The organism is Kineococcus halophytocola, assembly GCF_041276425.1.
GTDB lineage: Bacteria > Actinomycetota > Actinomycetes > Actinomycetales > Kineococcaceae > Kineococcus > Kineococcus halophytocola.
Genome location: NZ_JBGFTU010000006.1, coordinates 158,283 through 176,425, shown reverse-complemented (window position 1 = coordinate 176,425; position 18,143 = coordinate 158,283). Strand labels below are relative to the sequence as shown.

Below are 18,143 nucleotides of genomic sequence, written 5' to 3'. Positions count from 1 at the left end.
CGCCGCGCGGGTCCGCGTGCCGGTCCGACCCCGGCACCTTTGTCTTGACATGCTTACCACGCCACCCTACGGTCCCGGGTGTCACCGCCGCCCGGGCGGGCGGTGGTCCCGGACGGACGAAGGAGTTCTCTTGTCCACCTCCCACGGTCACCCAGGCTCGCCCGGTGCCGGTCTGCGCGACGCCCTGCCGCCGCTGACCCCCGGCCCCTACCGGTCCCGCCTCGGGGTCGTCGCCCTCGTCGCCACCTTCGGCGGCCTGCTGTTCGGCTACGACACCAGCGTCATCAACGGCGCGCTGGAACCCATGAAGGCCGAGCTCGGCCTCACGGACCTCACCGAGGGCGTCGTCACCAGCTCGCTGCTCTTCGGGGCGGCCGTCGGCGCCATCAGCGGTGGCCGCCTCTCCGACGCCTGGGGCCGGCGCAAGACCATCCTGCTCATGTCGGGCTTCTTCTTCTTGGGGGCCCTCGTCTGCGTCTTCGCGCCGGCCTTCGAGGTCATGGTCGTCGGTCGCGTCCTCCTCGGCCTCGCGGTGGGGGCGGCTTCGACGGTCGTCCCGGTGTTCCTGGCCGAACTGGCCCCGTACGAGATCCGCGGATCGCTCTCGGGTCGCAACGAGATGATGATCGTCGTCGGCCAGCTCGCGGCGTTCGTCGTCAACGCGATCGTCGGGAACGTCTGGGGCGAGTACGGCGGCGTCTGGCGGATCATGCTGGCCGTCGTGACGCTGCCCGCGGTGGCGCTGTTCGTCGGCATGCTGCGCGTGCCCGAGTCGCCGCGCTGGCTCATCGACCACGGCCACTTCGACGAGGCCGTTGCGGTCCTGGGCCAGGTCCGGCCCGAGGGCCGCGCCGAGATCGAGGCCCGGCAGATCGCCGGCCTGACGCACGCCGAGTCCAAGCGCCAGGACCTCGACTGGCGCAGCGTCCTGTCGAACCGGTGGCTGCGGCGGATCCTGCTCGTGGGCATCGGGCTGGGCGTGGCGCAGCAGCTCACGGGGATCAACTCGATCATGTACTACGGTCAGTCCATCCTCCGCGAGGCCGGGTTCGACCAGAGCATGGCGCTCATCGTCAACATCGCTCCCGGCGTCATCGCGGTGGTCGGGGCGTTCATCGCCCTGCGGATGATGGACAGCCTCAGCCGGCGCAAGACGTTCATCATCGGGTTCAGCCTCACGACGGTCTGCCACCTGCTCATCGGCATCGGCTCGCTCGTGCTTCCCGTCGGGAACCCGTTGCGGCCGTGGGTCATCCTGACCCTCGTCGTCGCGTTCGTGGGCTCCATGCAGACGTTCCTCAACGTCGCCGTCTGGGTGACGCTGTCGGAGATCTTCCCGCTGAGGATGCGCGCCTTCGGGATGGGCACGTCGGTGTTCGTGCTGTGGCTGGCGAACGCCTTCCTCGGCCTGTACTTCCCGACGCTGGTGAGCGCCATCGGCATCACCGGGTGCTTCTTCGGGTTCGCCGGCGTCAACCTGCTGGCCCTGGTGTTCGTGAAGACGCAGGTGCCCGAGACCCGCGGCCGGACGCTGGAGGAGCTGGAGGAGGCGGTCACCTCGGGCCGCATCTTCGACAAGGAGATCCGCGACTTCGCGTGACCCCGACTGACCCCGGCTGACCCCGCTCTCCGTGCGGGGTCAGCCGGGTCAGCGGTCGACGAGCGTGACCTCGAAGGCGTACCGGCTGGCCCGGTACACGTGGCGGCCGTACTCCACGACGCGGCCGGAGTCGTCGTGCGTCGTCCGCTCCATCGTCAGCAGGGGCGCGCCGCGGCGCTCGTCGAGCAGCGTGCACTCCTCGCCGCTGCCCCGGCGGGCGCCGATGCGCTGGCGGGCCACCCGCATCCCCACGCCCCGGCTGCGCAGCAGCTGGTACATGCCGCGCTCGGTGAGCGCCTGCGCGGACAGGTCCGTGTAGGGGGCCGGCAGCCAGTTCTCCAGCAGGGCCAGCGGTTCGCCGCCGGACATCCGCAGGCGGCGCAGGTGCAGGACGGGCGTGCCGGGGCTGATCGCGAGGCTCCCGGCGACGTCGTCGGCGGCCTCGTCGATCTCGTGCAGCAGCACCTGCGTGGCGGGCAGCTGCCCGGACTGCACGAGGTCGTCGTGCAGGCTCGTCAGCTCCACCGGGCGCGTCACCTGGCCGTGGACGACCTGCGTCCCCACGCCGCGCTTGCGCACGAGCAGGCCCTTGTCGACGAGCTGCTGGATCGCGCGGCGCATGGTCGGCCGGGACAGCCCGAGCTGGTCGGCGAGGTGGATCTCGTTGTCGAGGCGGGAGCCCGGCGTCAGCTCGCCGTGCTCAATCGCCTGCTCGATCTGCCGGGCCACCTGGAAGTACAGGGGGACGGGGCTCGACCGGTCGAGGTCGACGAACAGGTCGTTCACGGCTGCTCCTGGGGTCCGGGGGCGGGCCGGCCACGTCGCTGCTCCGCCGAGTGGTCATCGTAGCCGGGGTGAGGGTCATACGTCAGGAGGTACATTTGTCCTGACAAAGCTTGACAGGGTCGCCCGTCACGGAGCACGCTCGTACCAGCCTCCGCGCCGCTGCGGCCCGGATCAGCTGAGCAGACCACCTGACTGGGGAGGACCTCGCGTGAGCAGCACAGCCGCGCTGGACGTGGTGACCATGGGCAGGGTCGGCGTCGACTTGTACCCGCTGCAGGACGGCGTGGGGCTCGAGGACGTCGAGACCTTCGGGAAGTACCTGGGCGGCAGCGCGACCAACGTCGCGGTGGCCGCCGCCCGGCACGGCCGGTCCGCCGCCGTCGTCACCCGCACCGGCAACGACGCCTTCGGCACGTTCATCCACAAGGCGCTCGCGGAGTTCGGCGTCTCGGACGCGTTCGTCTCCGGGGTCGACGGTCTCAACACGCCGCTGGCCTTCTGCGAGATGTACCCGCCGGACCACTTCCCGCTCCTGTTCTACCGGCTGCCCACGGCGCCGGACCTGCAGATCCGCGCCGACGAGCTCGACCTCGACGCGATCCGCGCGGCCGGGGTGTTCTGGGCGACCGTGACCGGCCTGTCCGAGGAACCCAGCCGCGGGGCGCACTTCGCGGCCTGGGAGGCCAGGGCCCGGAAGTCCTTCACGGTGCTGGACCTCGATTACCGGCCCATGTTCTGGGAGTCCCCGGAGCTGGCGACCGAGCAGGTCCGCAAGGCCCTGCCGCACGTGACGGTCGCCGTCGGCAACAAGGAGGAGTGCGAGGTCGCCGTCGGCGAGACCGAACCCCGCCGCGCCGCCGAGGCGCTGCTGGACGCCGGCGTCGAGATCGCGATCGTCAAGCAGGGACCGAAGGGCGTCCTGGGCGCGACCCGCGCCGACGGCGGCCCGACCGAGTTCGTCGAGGTGCCGCCGACGCCGGTGTCCGTCATCAACGGCCTCGGCGCCGGGGACGGCTTCGGCGGGGCCCTCGTGCACGGCCTGCTCTCGGGCTGGGAGCTCGAGCGGATCCTGCGCTTCGCCAACGCCGCCGGCGCCATCGTGGCCACCCGCCGCGAGTGCTCCACCGCCATGCCGACCACCGCCGAGGTCGAAGCCCTGCTCGAGGAGGTCGCGTCCCGTGCCTGAGCCCCAGTTCGCCAAGGACCTGGCGGAGGTCGCCGAGATCCGGGCCCGCCAGCCCGAACGGATCGCCGAGCTGTCCCGCGCCCGCCGCCGGCGCCCGCTGCTCGAGGGCGACGGCCGGCTCATGGTCGTCGCCGCCGACCACCCCGCCCGCGGCGCCAACGGCGTCGGGTCGAACCCGATGGCGATGGCCGACCGCACCGAGCTGCTCGAACGGCTCCGGGTGGCGCTCGCCGTCCCCGGTGTCGACGGGCTGCTCGGCTCGGCCGACATCATCGAGGACCTCACGCTCCTCGGGGCCCTGGAGGGCAAGGTCGTCTTCGGGTCGATGAACCGCGGCGGCCTGCAGGGCGCCAGCTTCGAGCTCGACGACCGGTTCACCGGCTACGACGCGCAGGCGATCGAGGACATGAACCTCGACGGCGGGAAGTTCCTCACCCGCATCGCCCTCGACGACGCCGGCACGCTGCCCACGCTGACGGCCTCGGCCGACGCGATCAGCGAACTGGCCGCCCGCAAGCTCGTCGCGCTCATCGAGCCGTTCTGGTCCAGCAACCAGGGCGGCAAGGTCGTGCACGACCTGACCGCCGAGGGCGTTGTGAAGTCCATCAACGTCGCGCAGGCCCTCGGCCGCACGACCGCGTACACGTGGCTGAAGATCCCCGTGGTGGACGACATGGAACGCGTCATGGAGTCCACGACGTTCCCGACGCTGCTGCTGGGCGGGGACCCGACGACCTCCCCGGAGGAAACGTTCGCGACGTGGCGCAAGGCGTTGGCCCTGCCGTCGGTGCGCGGTCTCACGGTCGGCCGGACGTTGCTGTACCCGCCGGACGGCGACGTCGAGGCGGCCGTCAAGACCGCCGTCTCGCTGGTGCGGTGAGGGCCGGCGTGAGCGATCTGGGCCTGTACCTCCCCGCAGGTTCCTCGGCGGCCGACGGTTTCGACCTCGTCGTCACTCCGGAGTCCGCGGGCTGGGGGTACTCCAGTCTGCGCGTCGTGACGCTCGAGCCCGGTGGCTCGATCTCGTTCGCGACGGGGCAGGACGAGGTCCTCGTCCTGCCCCTGTCGGGGTCGTGCACCGTGCGTGCTGACGACGAGGAGTTCGAGCTCACCGGGCGGACGGGTGTCTTCGACGGCGTCACCGACTTCGCCTACGTCGGCCGTGACAGCGAGCTGACGGTCCACAGTGCCGCAGGCGGCGTGTTCTCGTTCCCGGGCGCACGGGCGGCGCGCCGCCTGCCTCACCGCTACGGCCCGGCCACCGGCGTCCCCGTGGAACTGCGGGGCGCCGGTCAGGCCAGCCGGCAGGTCAACAACTTCGCCACCCCCGCGGCGTTCGAGACCGACAAGCTCATCGCCTGCGAGGTGCTGACTCCCGGTGGGAACTGGTCGTCCTACCCGCCGCACCGGCACGACCGCTCCAGCGACGTGGAGAGCGAGCTGGAGGAGATCTACTACTACGAGTTCCGGGCGCTGGCCCCCGAGGGGGTTCCCACGACCCCCGGCGGGCTGGGGCTGCAGCAGGCGTACGGTGACGATGAGCGGCCGCTGGAGGTCCTGGAGGAGGTGCACGGCGGAGACGTCGTGCTGCTCCCGCACGGCTGGCACGGGCCATCGATCGCCTCGCCCGCGTACGACATGTACTACCTGAACGTCATGGCCGGGCCCGCGGACGAGCGGGCCTGGAAGATCTGTGACGACCCCGCCCACGGTTGGGTTCGGTCGACCTGGGACGGGCAGCGCGTCGACGAGCGCCTCCCGTTCTACTCCGCCCCCAAGTGATCCGTCCCCACGTGATCCGCCCCGAAGCGATCGACCCGGACACCGCCGAGAACTGAGAGAACCCGATGAGTGCAGTCCCCCCGAACCCGGCCGTGCAGACCGTCCGGCTGACGGTCTCCCAGGCCGTCGTCCGCTTCCTCCAGGCCCAGTTCTCCGAGCGCGATGGCGTCCGCCGCCCGTTCTTCGGCGGGGTGTTCGGCATCTTCGGTCACGGCAACGTGGCCGGGGTCGGCCAGGCCCTGCTCGAAGCCGAGGAGGGTGCCCTGGGCGATGGCTGGATGCCTCCCGCGCGGGTGCCCTACATGACGGGGCGCAACGAGCAGGCGATGGTCCACGCAGCCGTCGGGTACGCCCGCCAGCAGGACCGTCTGCAGACCCTCGCCGTGACGGCGTCGGTGGGTCCGGGTTCCACGAACATGCTGACGGGTGCGGCGCTGGCGACGATCAACCGCATCCCCGTGCTGCTGCTGCCGAGCGACGTCTTCGCCACGCGCGTGGCCTCGCCCGTGCTGCAGGAGCTGGAGCAGCCCTACGGCTACGACGTGTCGGTCAACGACGCGTTCCGGCCGCTGTCGAAGTTCTTCGACCGCGTCTGGCGGCCCGAGCAGCTCTCGTCGGCGCTGCTGGGTGCGATGCGGGTTCTGACCGACCCGGCCGAGACGGGCGCTGCGACGATCTGCCTGCCCGAGGACCTGCAGGCCGAGGCGTGGGACTTCCCCGTCGAGCTGTTCCGGGAGCGGACCTGGCGCATCGCCCGGCCTGTGCCCGAGCAGGTCGCGATCGAGGAGGCCGCCGCCCTCATCCGGACGGCCAAGGCCCCCCTGCTCGTCGCCGGGGGCGGGGTTGTGTACTCCCAGGCGACCGAGGCGCTCAAGACGTTCGTCGAGGCGACCGGTATCCCCGTCGGGCAGTCCCAGGCCGGCAAGGGTGCGATCCGCTACGACCACCCGCTGTCCCTCGGCGCCGTTGGTTCCACCGGGACGACGGCGGCCAACGAGATCGCCGCCGGGGCCGACGTCGTCATCGGCGTCGGGACGCGGTACTCCGACTTCACCACGTCCTCGCGCACGGCGTTCCAGAACCCGGACGTGAAGTTCGTCAACGTCAACGTCGCCGCCATCGACGCCGTCAAGCACGCCGGGGTCGCGGTGCAGGCGGACGCGAAGGTCGCGCTGGAGGCGCTCACCGCGGAGCTGGCGGGCTTCACGACGTCCGACGCCCACCGCGAGCGGGCCGCCCGCCTGAACCGCGAGTGGGACGAGGTCGTGGAGTCGTTCTTCCACTCCGGCATCGGGGAGCGCACGGGCCTGCTGGCCCAGGCCGAGGTCATCGGAGCCGTCGACGAGGTGGCCGAGGACCGCGACGTCGTGGTCTGCGCCGCGGGCTCGCTGCCCGGGGACCTGCACTGCATGTGGCGCAGCCGCGACCCGAAGCAGTACCACGTGGAGTACGGGTACTCCTGCATGGGGTACGAGATCCCCGGCGGCATCGGCGTGGCCATGGCGGCACCGGACCGAGACGTGTTCATCACGGTCGGGGACGGCTCGTACCTCATGATGCCGACGGAACTCGTCACTGCCGTGCAGGAGGGGGTCAAGGTCATCGTGGTGCTGCTGCAGAACCACGGGTTCGCCTCCATCGGGGCCCTGTCGGAGCAGCACGGGTCCCAGCGGTACGGGACGAAGTACCGCCGGCGCACGCCCGAGGGGCGGCTGGAGGGCGACAAGCTGCCCGTCGACCTCGCGGCGAACGCCGAGAGCCTGGGTGTGCGCACCGTCCGTGTGGACACCCGCAAGGAACTCGTGGAGGCGCTGCAGGAGGCCAAGGCGTCGAGCGAGTCGACCGTCGTGCACGTCGAGACCGACCTGTACTCCGCGGCACCCGACGGCGGCGGCTGGTGGGACGTGCCGGTCTCGGAGGTCTCGCACCTGGAGTCCACCCGCACCGCCCGTGCCTGGTACGAGGAGCGCAAGGCCCGGCAGCGCCCGCTCCTCTGACGGCCCACCCCCACGACCTCCCCGGAGCCCGCCGGCCGGGGAGGTTGTGGCGCGTCGGAGCCAGACGGGTCACGAGGTAAGAATGTAACGACAAAGTCTTGACACGTCCTGCCCGGCTGCGCCACTGTTCTCCCAGGCGCCCACCCCGCACGGGTCGGCGACGCACGAGACTCTCCCGAGGACACACACGAGGACGTGGAGGAAGTTCCCCATGGGCCGCTCCATCACCATCGGCACCGCCCCCGACTCCTGGGGCGTCTGGTTCGCCGACGACGAGCTGCAGACCCCCGCATCCCGCTTCCTCGACGAGGTCGTCGACGCCGGGTACGAGTGGATCGAGCTCGGTCCCTACGGCTACCTGCCGACCGACCCCACGGAACTTTCCGAGGAGCTCGAGAAGCGTCGTCTCAAGGTGTCCGCCGGCACGATCTTCGCCGCGCTGCACCGCCCCGACCACTACGACGAGGCCTGGGCGCAGGTCGAGCAGGTCGCCAAGCTCACCCAGGCCATGGGTGGCACCCACCTGGTCGTCATCCCCGGCCAGTGGCGCAGCGACAAGACCGGCGAGCAGATCGAACCCCGCGAGCTGGACGACGCGTCGTGGTCGCGCCTGGCCGAGGGCATGAACCGCCTGGGTCGGGACGTCAAGAACGGCTACGGCCTGCAGGTCGCGGTCCACTCCCACGCGGACACCCACATCGACACGCAGGCCCAGGTCGAGCGTTTCCTGGAGATGACCGACGGCGACCCCGTCAAGCTGTGCCTGGACACCGGCCACGTCTCGTACTCCGGTGGCGACAACCTCGCGCTCATCCGCGACTTCCCGGACCGCATCGCCTACGTCCACCTCAAGCAGGTCGACCCGGCGATCGTGGCCAAGGTCAAGGAGCAGGACCTGCCCTTCGGTGAGGCCGTCAAGCTCGGTGCGATGGTGGAGCCCCCCCAGGGCATCCCGGCCATGCCGCCGATCCTGGAGGCGCTGGAGGGCCTGGGGCGCGACATCTTCGCGATCGTCGAGCAGGACCTGTACCCGATCGCGTTCGACAAGCCGCTGCCCATCGCTACGCGCACCCGCACCTACCTCAACTCCTGCCGCTAGATCGCCGGTTCGGCTCGGCACCCTCACGAGAGGACGGATCGATGGAGATTCGCACGGACGCGGGCGGGGCTGCGGCCCCGACCCCGGCCCCGACGACTCACGCGGGAGGCAAGGCCACCTCGGCCGACGACCGCGTCCAGCGTCGCTCACCGTTGGCGATGCTCGTCTCACGCCCCGAGATCGGATCGCTCATCGGGGCGATCGCGCTGCTCGTGCTGTTCCTGGTGGTGGCGCCGACCCTGCGGTCGGGGGCCTCGCTCTTCACGGTCTTGTACTCGTCGTCGACCATCGGCATCATGGCGGTGTCGGTGGCCCTGCTGATGATCGGCGGCGAGTTCGACCTGTCGGCGGGTGTGGCGGTCACCACCGCGTCGCTGACGGCGTCGATGGTGGCCTACCAGCTCCACCTCAACGTGTGGGTGGGCGTGCTCGCCGCACTGGTGCTGGCGTTGGCGGTCGGGCTCTTCAACGGGTGGCTGCTGGTGCGGACGGGTCTACCGTCGTTCATCATCACGCTCGGGTCCTTCTTCATGTTGACGGGTCTGAACCTGGGCGTCACCAAGGTGGTCACCGGCGGGGTGTCCTCGCCGACGATCACCGACATGGACGGCTTCGCTTCGGCCAAGGCCTTCTTCAACTACTCGTTGCCGGTGGGCAACGGGTTGCGCGTCCCGATCATCTTCTGGCTGGTGCTGGTGGTCGTCGCGACGTGGATCTTGCTGAGGACGAGGATCGGCAACTGGATCTTCGCGGCCGGGGGCGACCCGGCGGCGGCCCGTGCGGTCGGGGTCCCGGTCAAGGCCACGAAGATCGGGCTGTTCATGGCGGTGGGCTTCACCGCGTGGCTGCTCGGGATGCACAACCTCTTCGCGTTCTCCAACGCCCAGTCCGGCAACGGCGTCGGCAACGAGCTCTTCTACATCATCGCCGCGGTCGTGGGCGGGTGCCTGATGACCGGCGGGTACGGGTCGGCGATCGGCGCGGCGATCGGCGCGCTGATCTACGGGGTCGTCACCAACGGCATCGTGTACGCCGGCTGGAACGCCGACTGGAACCGGCTCTTCCTCGGCGCGATGCTCGTCATCGCGACCATCGTCAACCTCGTCGTGAAGAACCAGGCGGCCAAGCGATGACCCCGAACGCGTCCACGCTCTCCCCGAACACCGAGATCCTGTCGCTGAAGGACGTCGGCAAGCGCTACGGCAACGTGCACGCGCTGCGCGGGGTGTCCCTGTCGGTGAAGCAGGGGGAGATCACCTGCGTGCTCGGCGACAACGGCGCCGGCAAGTCGACCCTCATCAAGATCATCGCCGGGCTGCACGCCCACAGCGACGGTACCGTGACGGTCAACGGCGAGGAGGTGACGTTCTCCTCCCCCCGCGAGTCGCTGGACCGGGGCATCGCCACCGTCTACCAGGACCTCGCGCTGGTCCCGCTGATGTCGATCTGGCGCAACTTCTTCCTGGGCCAGGAGATCCGCAAGGGGTGGGGTCCCTTCGCCCACCTCGACGTGAAGCGGATGATGCAGATCACCGGTGAGGAGCTCACCAAGATGGGGATCTCCGTGCCGGACCTGGACCGCCCGGTGGGGGCGCTGTCCGGGGGGCAGCGCCAGTGCATCGCGATCGCCCGGGCCATCTACTTCGGGGCGAAGGTGCTGATCCTCGACGAGCCGACGGCCGCCCTCGGGGTCAAGCAGTCGGGCGTGGTCCTGAAGTACGTCGCCAAGGCCCGCGACGCGGGGCTCGGCGTCATCTTCATCACCCACAACCCGCACCACGCCTACCTCGTGGGCAACCACTTCGTGATCCTCAACCGCGGGAACGTCTCCCTGGACTCCTCCCGCGCTGACATCACCCTCGACCGTCTCACCAACGAGATGGCCGGCGGCGCGGAGCTCGAGGCCCTCAGCCACGAGCTGTCCGCCGTCACGGCAGCGACCGACGCGAACTGAGAACTGGAGCCCGACCCGCCATGAGCACGAGCAGCAACCCCACCCCGAGCCCGGACACCGCCCGGGAGGGCTACGACCGGGACCGCCAGGTCCGGGTCGCCGTCCTCGGTGTCGGCATGATGGGTCAGGACCACGCCCGCCGGCTGGCGACGCTCACGGTGGGGGCCGAGCTCGTCGCCGTCAGCGACGTCGACGTGGCGCGCACCGACGCGGTGGCCGCGGAGTTCGGGGTCCGTGCGATCCACGACCCCAAGGCCGCGATCGCCGACCCCGAGGTCGACGCCCTGGTCATCGCGACCCCCGGCTTCACCCACGAGGAGCTGGTCCTGCTGGCCCTGGAGGCGGGCAAGCCCGTGCTGTGCGAGAAGCCGCTGACGACGTCGCCGGAGACCTCGCGCAGGATCGTCGAGAAGGAGGCCGAGCTCGGCCGCCCGCTCGTGCAGGTCGGTTTCATGCGCCGCTTCGACACCGGTTACCAGCAGCTCCGCTCGCTCATCGAGTCCGGTGAGTACGGTGCCCCGCTGTTCCTGCACTGCGCGCACCGCAACGCGACCACGCCGCCGAACTTCTCCTCCGAGCAGCTCATGCTCGACTCGGTCGTGCACGAGGTGGACTCCGTCCGCTTCCTGACCGGCGAGGAGATCGTCGCCGTCCGCGTCATCGCCCCGCGGTCGACGACCGCGGCACCGGAGGGCCTGCTCGACCCGCAGTTCGTCATCATGGAGACCGAGAGCGGCGTCCTCGTCGACGTCGAGATCTTCGTGAACACGACCTTCGGGTACGAGGTCCGCACCGAGCTCGTCGCCGAGAAGGGCCAGGCCCGCATCGGCCTGCACGAGGGCATCGTGACCCAGTCGGCGGCCGGCTGGGGCGGGTCCATCACGAAGGACTTCAAGGAGCGCTTCGGCGCGGCCTACGACCTGGAGTTCCAGCGCTGGATCGACGCGGTCCGCGCCGGCACCAACGTCGACGGCCCGGGCGTGTGGGACGGCTACGCCGCCGCCGCCGTCTGCGCGGCCGGCGTGGAGTCGTTGAAGACGGGGCAGCGCGTCGAGGTCGACCTCGGCGCCCGCCCCTGATCCTCCCCCTGCGGGGAACCCCTGCGGTGGCCGCTCAGCCGGCCACCGCAGGCCCTGGATGCACCGCCCGGCCCGGCCGTCGGCGCAGGTGAGCAACACCAACCGGCCGGACTGACAGCCGATCCGCACGGTGCGGACGGCACCTGTCGATGAGGATGGGAACACACATGAAGAAGTCTCGTGCAGGTTTCCGTACCGCGGCGATGCTGGCGGTGGCGGCGCTCGGGCTCGCGGCGTGCAGCAGCTCCGGGGGCGCGGCGGACGACAACGGCGGTGACTCCGGCGGCGCGGTCGCGGACACCCCGAGGTTCAAGGTCGCGATGATCACCCACGGATCGGCGGGTGACACCTTCTTCGACATCGTCCGCAAGGGCGCTGACGCGGCGGCCGCGAAGGACAACATCGAGTACCAGTACTCGAACAACGACAACGCCACCCAGCAGGCGACGCTGGTCCAGAACGCGGTCGACGCCAAGGTCGACGCCATCGCCGTCGCCATGCCGAACGCTGCGGCCCTGGCCCCGGCGATCAAGAACGCCGAGGCCGCCGGGATCCCGGTGGTCGGGTTCAACACCGGCAAGAACGAGTGGAAGGACCTGGGTCTCATCGGGTACTTCGGGCAGGACGAGACCGTCGCGGGGACCGCGGCTGGTCAGCGGCTGGTGTCGGAGGGGGCCAAGAAGGTCCTCTGCGTGATCCAGACCCAGGGGCAGAGCGCTCTGGAGGAGCGGTGCAAGGCCGTCACCTCCGGCGTCGGTGGCAGCGGCTCCGTCGAGACGATCTACGTCAACGGCACCGACGCGCCGTCGGTGCAGTCGACCATCACCGCCAAGCTGCAGCAGGACCCCTCGATCGACCACGTCATCACCCTGGGTGCCCCGATCGCGCTCATCGCGACGCAGTCGATCACCGAAGCCGGCAGCTCGGCCAAGCTCGCCACGTTCGACACCAACGCCGAGCTCGTGGATGCCATCAAGAACGGGAAGGTCGAGTGGTCCGTCGACCAGCAGCCCTACCTGCAGGGGTACCTGGCGATCGACTCGCTGTGGCTGTACCTGAACAACGGCAACACCATCGGTGGTGGGCAGCCCACCCTGACCGGTCCGGCGTTCATCGACTCCTCGAACATCGACGCCATCGCCACGTACGCGAAGGCCGGCAACCGCTAGGTGCGCTGAGCACTCGTGTTCGTCACACGCCGGTGACCGCCGGTCCGTGACGCTGAAGACCTCCGAGTGGGTGTGGAACCGTCGAGGGACCACGCCGCCCACTCGGAGGTCTTCGTGCTCCAGCGCACCGCCGTCGTCGTCACCGCAGGAGCACCGGAGAGGTGGCCCACCCCGTCGTCGACGAGGGACGTCACGACCGCCGCTGCGGGCCTCGCAGCACGTCGCGTCCACGACGACGAAGTGTTCGCGCTCGAGCGTCGGAGGTGCACGTTCTCGACGTCTCGACCTCGGCGTCCGGGTCGGTGCAGGTGCGCGACACCTCGAGCGGGTCCGCCCGGTCCGGTCGACGGCTCAGGGGTAGTCGATGGCTTCGGTGCGCGCGGAGGTGAGTGAGCGGCTGGCCGCTTCGGCGATCGCCTGGGCGCGGATGCCGTCGTCGAGGGAGACGGGTGGCTCCACACCGGCTTCGAGGGCGGCGACGAACGCGGCGAGGGTGGCGGCGTAGGTGGGCTGCACGCGCTCGAACCAGCCGTCGTGCAGGCCGTCCAGAACGACGTGCCCGGCGCTGTACCGGGTAAGGTTCCCTCGGCGGTTGCGACCGGATTCGACCAGACCGGTCGCACCCATGACCTCGATGCGTTCGTCGTACCCGTAGCCGGTGCGGCGGACGCTGTCGATCTGCACGAGCGCACCGCTCGGCAGGGTCAGGGTCGTCACCGAGGTGTCGACGTCACCGAACTCACGGATGGACGGGTCCACCAGCGCCGAGCCCGTGGCGAAGACCGACACGGGGTCCTGACCGCTGATCCACCGGACCAGGTCGAAGAAGTGCACCGTCTGGTCCCGGAGCTGACCGCCCGAGGACCGCAGGTACTCCGAGGGCGGCAGGCTCGGGCCGCGTGAGGTGAGCTGCATGAGCTCGACGTCGCCGACACCGCCCGAGGCCACGACGCGCTGCAGTTCAGCGTGGTCGCGGTCGAAGCGGCGGTTGAAGTCGAGCATCGCGGGGACGCCGCTGGCTCGGACGTGCTCGCTGACGGCGACGGCCTCGGCGAGATCCGCTGCGATCGGTTTCTCGCACAGGACGGCGAGCCCGGCGTCGGCTGCGGACCGCAGGTGCTGGGCGTGGGTGTCGGTCGAGGACGCGATGAAGACGGCGTCCAGGTGCGAGGCGTCGAAGACCTCCGCCCCGTCCAGGACGCGTGCCCCGAAGCGGGTGGCCAGTGTCCCTGCGCGGGTGGTGTCGACGTCGTGCACGCCGACGAAGTCCACCTCTGGATGTGCTGCGAGAGATGCTGCGTGGACCGCGCCGATGAAGCCGGCGCCGATGAGGGCGAAGCGTTGCACTGTGAGCTCCTCAGCTCACGAGGATGGCGGTCAGGTCGCGCATGGTGCGTGCGACCGTGGCTGGGTCGAGTTCGTTGGCCCGGTCGGAGAACATCTCCGTCACCCACCAGCCGGCGTAGCCGGTCTCCTTGACCGCGTCGACCCACTGCTGCAGGGGGATCGAACCACCACCGATGACGACGTTGCGGTGGTGGGACTGGTCAGGGACGTCGTGCTCGCGGTCCAGGTCGAAGCCGTCGGACAGGTGGACGGCCTTGATGAGTTCAGCGGGCAGGGACCGGACCTCGTCGAGCGTGTCGCCCGTCGTCCAGAAGTGCCAGGTGTCGAGCGCGATGCCGACGTTGTCCCGACCGGCTTCTTCGATGAGGGCCAGTGTGTGCCGGCAGCGGTTCAACCTCGCCCAGGCCAGGGGCTCGAGGTAGAGGTCCAGGCCGTACCCGGCGGCGATGTCGGCGGCTTCGCGCACGTTGGCGCCGGTGACGCGGACGGCTTCGGCCTCGTCCAGTCCCAGGGTCGCCCGGTAGCGACCGTCGTCGGCGGCCAGGCGCCCGGCCCTGAAGTCCTTGACGACGTTCCAGTCCACCGGCCCGGTGCACAGCTGGACGATGGGGGCACCGACGACGGCTGCGACGGCGCACATGCGGTCGACCTCGGCCAGGTACTCATCGCGTGCGGTGCCCTGGCGCTCGATGTCGAGCACAGCGCCCAGGCCGGTCACCTCCAGGCCGTCGAGCAGTTCCGGCAGGGTGTGGACGTCGAAACCGGCGTCGAGGTAGCGGTAGAGCTTCGGGCTCTGCAGCTCGATGCCGGTGTACCCGGCTTCCTTCGCCAGGCGGACGTCCTGGACGACGTTGCCGAAGAACGTGGTGGTCACGTTCATCGAGATCTTGGGGGCCACGGTGCTCCTGTGCGTCGAACGCGGTGTCCAGCGGCCTGGTCGGAGGGCGATGGACAAAATGGACCGGTCCAGTCTAACGCTAGGCTTGAGGCGTGTCGACGGCCCGAACGCCCACCATCCGTGACGTGGCGGCGAGGGCCGGGGTGTCGAAGTCGTTGGTCTCCTTGGTCCTGCGGGGTGATCCGGGAGTCAGTGAGGCTCGTCGGACGGCGGTGTCCCGCGCCATCGACGAGCTGGGCTACCGCACCAACCGGGTGGCGCAGGCGCTCGGGACGCGGCGCTCGAACGCCGTCGGCGTGCTCCTCAACGACCTGCGCAACCCCTGGTTCGTCGATCTGCTCACCGGCCTGACGGCCACCCTCGAGACCGTCGGCCTCTCGACCGTGCTCGTCGACTCCGCGACGACCCGCCGGGTCGGTGGTTCTCCCGTCGACAAGCTCCTGCAGCAGCAGGTCGACGGCATCGTGGTGGTCGGCACCACCGAGGACGACGAGGAGCTTCGCCGTGCCGCGACCCTCGTGCCGATCGTGCTGGCGGGCACCTACGAGCCCGCCGGTCTGGGCTCGGACGTCGTCGTGAACGACGACGTCGACGGTGCCACCGCGGCCACGGAGCACTGCATCGAGCTCGGTCACACCTCGGTGACGCACCTGCGCGGCCCCGGGCACGTGGGCGAGCTGCGCGAGCAGGGGTACCGGGGGGCGATGTCCAGGGCTGGGCTGACGCCCGTGGTGGTCCCGGGCGGGATGAGCGAGGAGAGCGGGTACGCCGCGGCACGCCGTGCGCTGGCCGCGACGGATCGACCGACGGCGGTGGTCGCGTACAACGACCTCGCCGCCATCGGGGCGTTGTCGGCGGCCCACGACCTGGACCTGCGCGTGCCCGAGGACGTCTCGATCGTCGGGTACGACAACACCTACCTCGCCACCATCCGGCACCTGTCGCTGACCTCTGTGGACAACGGGACGATGGCCATCGGACTGCAAGCCGCGCGGTGGCTGAGCGAACGGATCGACGGAGGTGTGCGGACCGGGCGGGTGCACCGGGTTCCGGCCTCACTGGTGGTGCGACGGACGACGAGTGCCCCGCCGCGGTCGTGACCAGCCTGCGGTCGCCGGTCGTCTCCGCCGCGGTTGATCTTGGACGGGGTGAGGGTGAGCCGTTCCAGCGCCCGTCGACGCGGCACTGCGCGACGTGGTGGAGCGATCCCCAGCCCCGAACGGGAGGGCGTCCTGGTCAAGCTCAGGGACGTCGATCCACCGCCGCTTCGCCCACCGTTGACGCCACCGCGACCTGGGTGACGGCGGACCACCACTGACCCGACCCGCTTCCGATCCCCGGCGAGCGCGACTCGCCGGGGCCTCGTGCAGGGGAAGGGTGGCCGCTCCCCGCGGGGGTGGAGACGCCCGGACCCCGGACGCCGGGAACCGGGGACGACGCGAGGCTCATGTTCTTCCACGCCCGGTCGATGAGCTGGGTGCGACTCCCTCTGGCGGCTGCACCGACGCGATCACTCCGATGCGGTGAAGCCGTCCGGTGCGGTCGTCACCGGGCGGCTGGACGGATTCCGACGTTCCGCCGGCAGTACCGCTGCCACTACCGAAGCAGGGCGGACAGGAGCAGGGCGATGGGGTTCATCCGTGACATGACAGTCGGTTCCAAGCTGGCCGGTGTCGGGTTGCTGGTCCTGGTGATGACCGGGGGGCTGACCGCCGTGTCGGTCGACCTCGCCCACGACCTCTCCGCCGGGCAGCAGGAGATGTACGACCACAACGTGCAGTCAGCGGTCGCGCTGGGCCGGGTACGGGCCTCCTTCAACTCCTCGGCCAAGGACAACACCGACATGCTCATCACCCAGGAGCCGGAGGTGAAGACCGCGGAGGTGCGGGACAAGAACCGGGCTGGGCACGACGCCGAGGTCGACGCGGCCTGGGAGGAGTACCTCGCCTCGTCTCCGAGCAGCACGCAGGTGCAGCGCGACAGCTTCCGAGCAAACCTCGCCACCTACCGCCAGGCCCGCGTCGAGGACCTGGACCCGGAGGCGATCAAGGGGGACAACGCCGCTTGGGTGGCTGCCTACCGCGCCTCGCCCGCGTTGAAGGCCTTCGCCGACATCAACACCACGCTGGACGACATGCAGCTGGCGGAGTCGAAGGCAGCGCAGGTGGCGGCGTCGGACGGTCGGGCGGCGTTCCGCCGCTCCGTGGTGGAGCTGCTGTCCGTCGCCGTTCTCGGTCTGGCGGTCGCCCTGACGCTGCTCACCCTCATCACCCGATCAGTGGTGCGCCCGCTGACGCGGACGGTGGCCGTGGTCGAAGGGCTGGCCGACGGGCGCCTGGATCAGCGTGTCGGCTACGAGAGCAAAGACGAGCTCGGGGCGTTGTCCCGAGCCCTCGACGCCTCCATCTCCTCCCTGGCCCAGGTCATGCAGCAGTTGTCCGGGCATGCCGGCGACCTGTCCTCTTCGTCCCGCCAGCTGACCTCCGTGGCCGACGTCCTGTCCGCCGGTGCGGCCGAGTCCGCCTCGCAGGCGCACGTCGTCTCCGCGGCGACCGAGGAGATCAGCGCGAACATCGGGACCGTCGCGGCGGCCGGGGACGAGATGACCTCGGCCATCCGCGAGATCGCCACCTCCACCGCGCAGGCCTCCCAGACCGCCGCCACCGCGGTGACCGCCGCCCAGGACGCCGAGGCCACGATCACCCGCCTGGGCGCCTCGAGCCGGGAGATCGGCGACGTCGTCAAGCTCATCACCTCCATCGCCGAGCAGACGAACCTGCTGGCCCTCAACGCCACCATCGAGGCCGCCCGCGCCGGCGACGCCGGCAAGGGGTTCGCCGTCGTGGCCGGGGAGGTCAAGGAACTGGCCCAGCAGACCGCCCGGGCGACCGAGGAGATCGTCACGAAGGTGAACGCCACGCAGGCCGACGCGGGGGCGGCGACCGGGGTCATCGCCCAGATCGCCGACGTCATCGCCCAGATCGACGGGTTGCAGGCCACCATCGCCGCCGCGGTGGAGGAGCAGTCGGCCACGACCAGTGAGATGGTCCGGAACGTGACGGAGGTCTCGGGCGGGTCGCAGGAGATCGCGGCGAACATCAGCGGCATCGCCGCGGGGGCCCAGGAGACGACACGCAGCGCCGAGACGACAGCCGCCACTGCGGCGGAGGTCGCCCAGGCCTCACAGGACCTGCAGGCCCTCGTCGGTCGTTTCCGGTTCTGAGCGAGGACACCGGCGGGCCGGCC

General features: G+C 70.5%; 15 protein-coding genes. 12 read left to right on the top strand and 3 right to left on the bottom strand.

The genetic code is table 11. The annotated features are described in order from the left end of the window. Positions 1-130 precede the first annotated feature (130 nt). Positions 131-1,600 carry a sugar porter family MFS transporter gene (locus AB2L27_RS07010; protein ID WP_370440750.1) on the top strand — a complete coding sequence of 490 codons (1,470 nt, stop codon included), beginning with the start codon at positions 131-133 and terminating at the stop codon, positions 1,598-1,600. 48 nt (positions 1,601-1,648) lie between these two features. Here AB2L27_RS07010 and AB2L27_RS07005 read toward each other — a convergent pair whose 3' ends face one another. Next, complete coding sequence (locus AB2L27_RS07005; RefSeq protein ID WP_370440749.1) at positions 1,649-2,386, bottom strand: GntR family transcriptional regulator; 738 nt, start codon at positions 2,384-2,386, stop codon at positions 1,649-1,651. 241 nt (positions 2,387-2,627) lie between these two features. On the opposite strand from AB2L27_RS07005, the gene iolC reads away from it, so the two are divergent. From iolC to AB2L27_RS06960, 9 genes are all read left to right on the top strand, one after another. Further along, entirely contained in the window at positions 2,628-3,572 is a 945-nt protein-coding gene (gene iolC, locus AB2L27_RS07000) for a 5-dehydro-2-deoxygluconokinase (RefSeq protein ID WP_370440804.1), read from the top strand. Further along, positions 3,565-4,452, top strand: a complete 888-nt coding sequence (locus AB2L27_RS06995; RefSeq protein ID WP_370440748.1) for a Cgl0159 family (beta/alpha)8-fold protein — start codon at positions 3,565-3,567, stop codon at positions 4,450-4,452. Before iolC ends, AB2L27_RS06995 begins: the two co-directional genes overlap by 8 nt. A gap of 8 nt (positions 4,453-4,460) precedes the next feature. Then, complete coding sequence (gene iolB / locus AB2L27_RS06990; RefSeq protein WP_370440747.1) at positions 4,461-5,354, top strand: 5-deoxy-glucuronate isomerase; 894 nt, start codon at positions 4,461-4,463, stop codon at positions 5,352-5,354. 65 nt (positions 5,355-5,419) lie between these two features. Then, positions 5,420-7,351 (top strand): 3D-(3,5/4)-trihydroxycyclohexane-1,2-dione acylhydrolase (decyclizing), encoded by a 1,932-nt coding sequence (gene iolD, locus AB2L27_RS06985; protein ID WP_370440746.1) that lies wholly within the window; start codon positions 5,420-5,422, stop codon positions 7,349-7,351. Between the two features lie 211 nt (positions 7,352-7,562). Next, positions 7,563-8,450 carry a TIM barrel protein gene (locus tag AB2L27_RS06980; RefSeq protein WP_370440745.1) on the top strand — a complete coding sequence of 296 codons (888 nt, stop codon included), beginning with the start codon at positions 7,563-7,565 and terminating at the stop codon, positions 8,448-8,450. 41 nt (positions 8,451-8,491) lie between these two features. After that, positions 8,492-9,583, top strand: coding sequence for an ABC transporter permease (locus tag AB2L27_RS06975; protein WP_370440744.1), 1,092 nt, complete (start codon positions 8,492-8,494; stop codon positions 9,581-9,583). Further along, positions 9,580-10,404 (top strand): ATP-binding cassette domain-containing protein, encoded by an 825-nt coding sequence (locus tag AB2L27_RS06970; protein ID WP_370440743.1) that lies wholly within the window; start codon positions 9,580-9,582, stop codon positions 10,402-10,404. The genes AB2L27_RS06975 and AB2L27_RS06970 overlap by 4 nt, the downstream gene beginning before the upstream one ends. Before the next feature lie 20 nt (positions 10,405-10,424). After that, positions 10,425-11,483, top strand: a complete 1,059-nt coding sequence (locus AB2L27_RS06965; RefSeq protein WP_370440742.1) for a Gfo/Idh/MocA family protein — start codon at positions 10,425-10,427, stop codon at positions 11,481-11,483. A gap of 167 nt (positions 11,484-11,650) precedes the next feature. Further along, complete coding sequence (locus tag AB2L27_RS06960; protein ID WP_370440741.1) at positions 11,651-12,652, top strand: substrate-binding domain-containing protein; 1,002 nt, start codon at positions 11,651-11,653, stop codon at positions 12,650-12,652. Positions 12,653-13,003: 351 nt separating this feature from the next. Here AB2L27_RS06960 and AB2L27_RS06955 read toward each other — a convergent pair whose 3' ends face one another. Next, positions 13,004-13,999 carry a Gfo/Idh/MocA family oxidoreductase gene (locus AB2L27_RS06955; protein WP_370440740.1) on the bottom strand — a complete coding sequence of 332 codons (996 nt, stop codon included), beginning with the start codon at positions 13,997-13,999 and terminating at the stop codon, positions 13,004-13,006. A 10-nt stretch (positions 14,000-14,009) separates the two neighbouring features. Continuing rightward, positions 14,010-14,897: a sugar phosphate isomerase/epimerase family protein gene (locus AB2L27_RS06950; RefSeq protein WP_370440739.1), complete on the bottom strand. Its 888-nt coding sequence runs from the start codon at positions 14,895-14,897 to the stop codon at positions 14,010-14,012. 92 nt (positions 14,898-14,989) lie between these two features. Between AB2L27_RS06950 and AB2L27_RS06945 the strand changes: the two genes are divergently transcribed. Both AB2L27_RS06945 and AB2L27_RS06940 read left to right on the top strand, forming a co-directional pair. After that, positions 14,990-15,997 carry a LacI family DNA-binding transcriptional regulator gene (locus AB2L27_RS06945; RefSeq protein WP_370440738.1) on the top strand — a complete coding sequence of 336 codons (1,008 nt, stop codon included), beginning with the start codon at positions 14,990-14,992 and terminating at the stop codon, positions 15,995-15,997. A gap of 545 nt (positions 15,998-16,542) precedes the next feature. Next, complete coding sequence (locus AB2L27_RS06940; RefSeq protein WP_370440737.1) at positions 16,543-18,120, top strand: methyl-accepting chemotaxis protein; 1,578 nt, start codon at positions 16,543-16,545, stop codon at positions 18,118-18,120. The last annotated feature ends 23 nt before the right edge of the window (positions 18,121-18,143 follow it).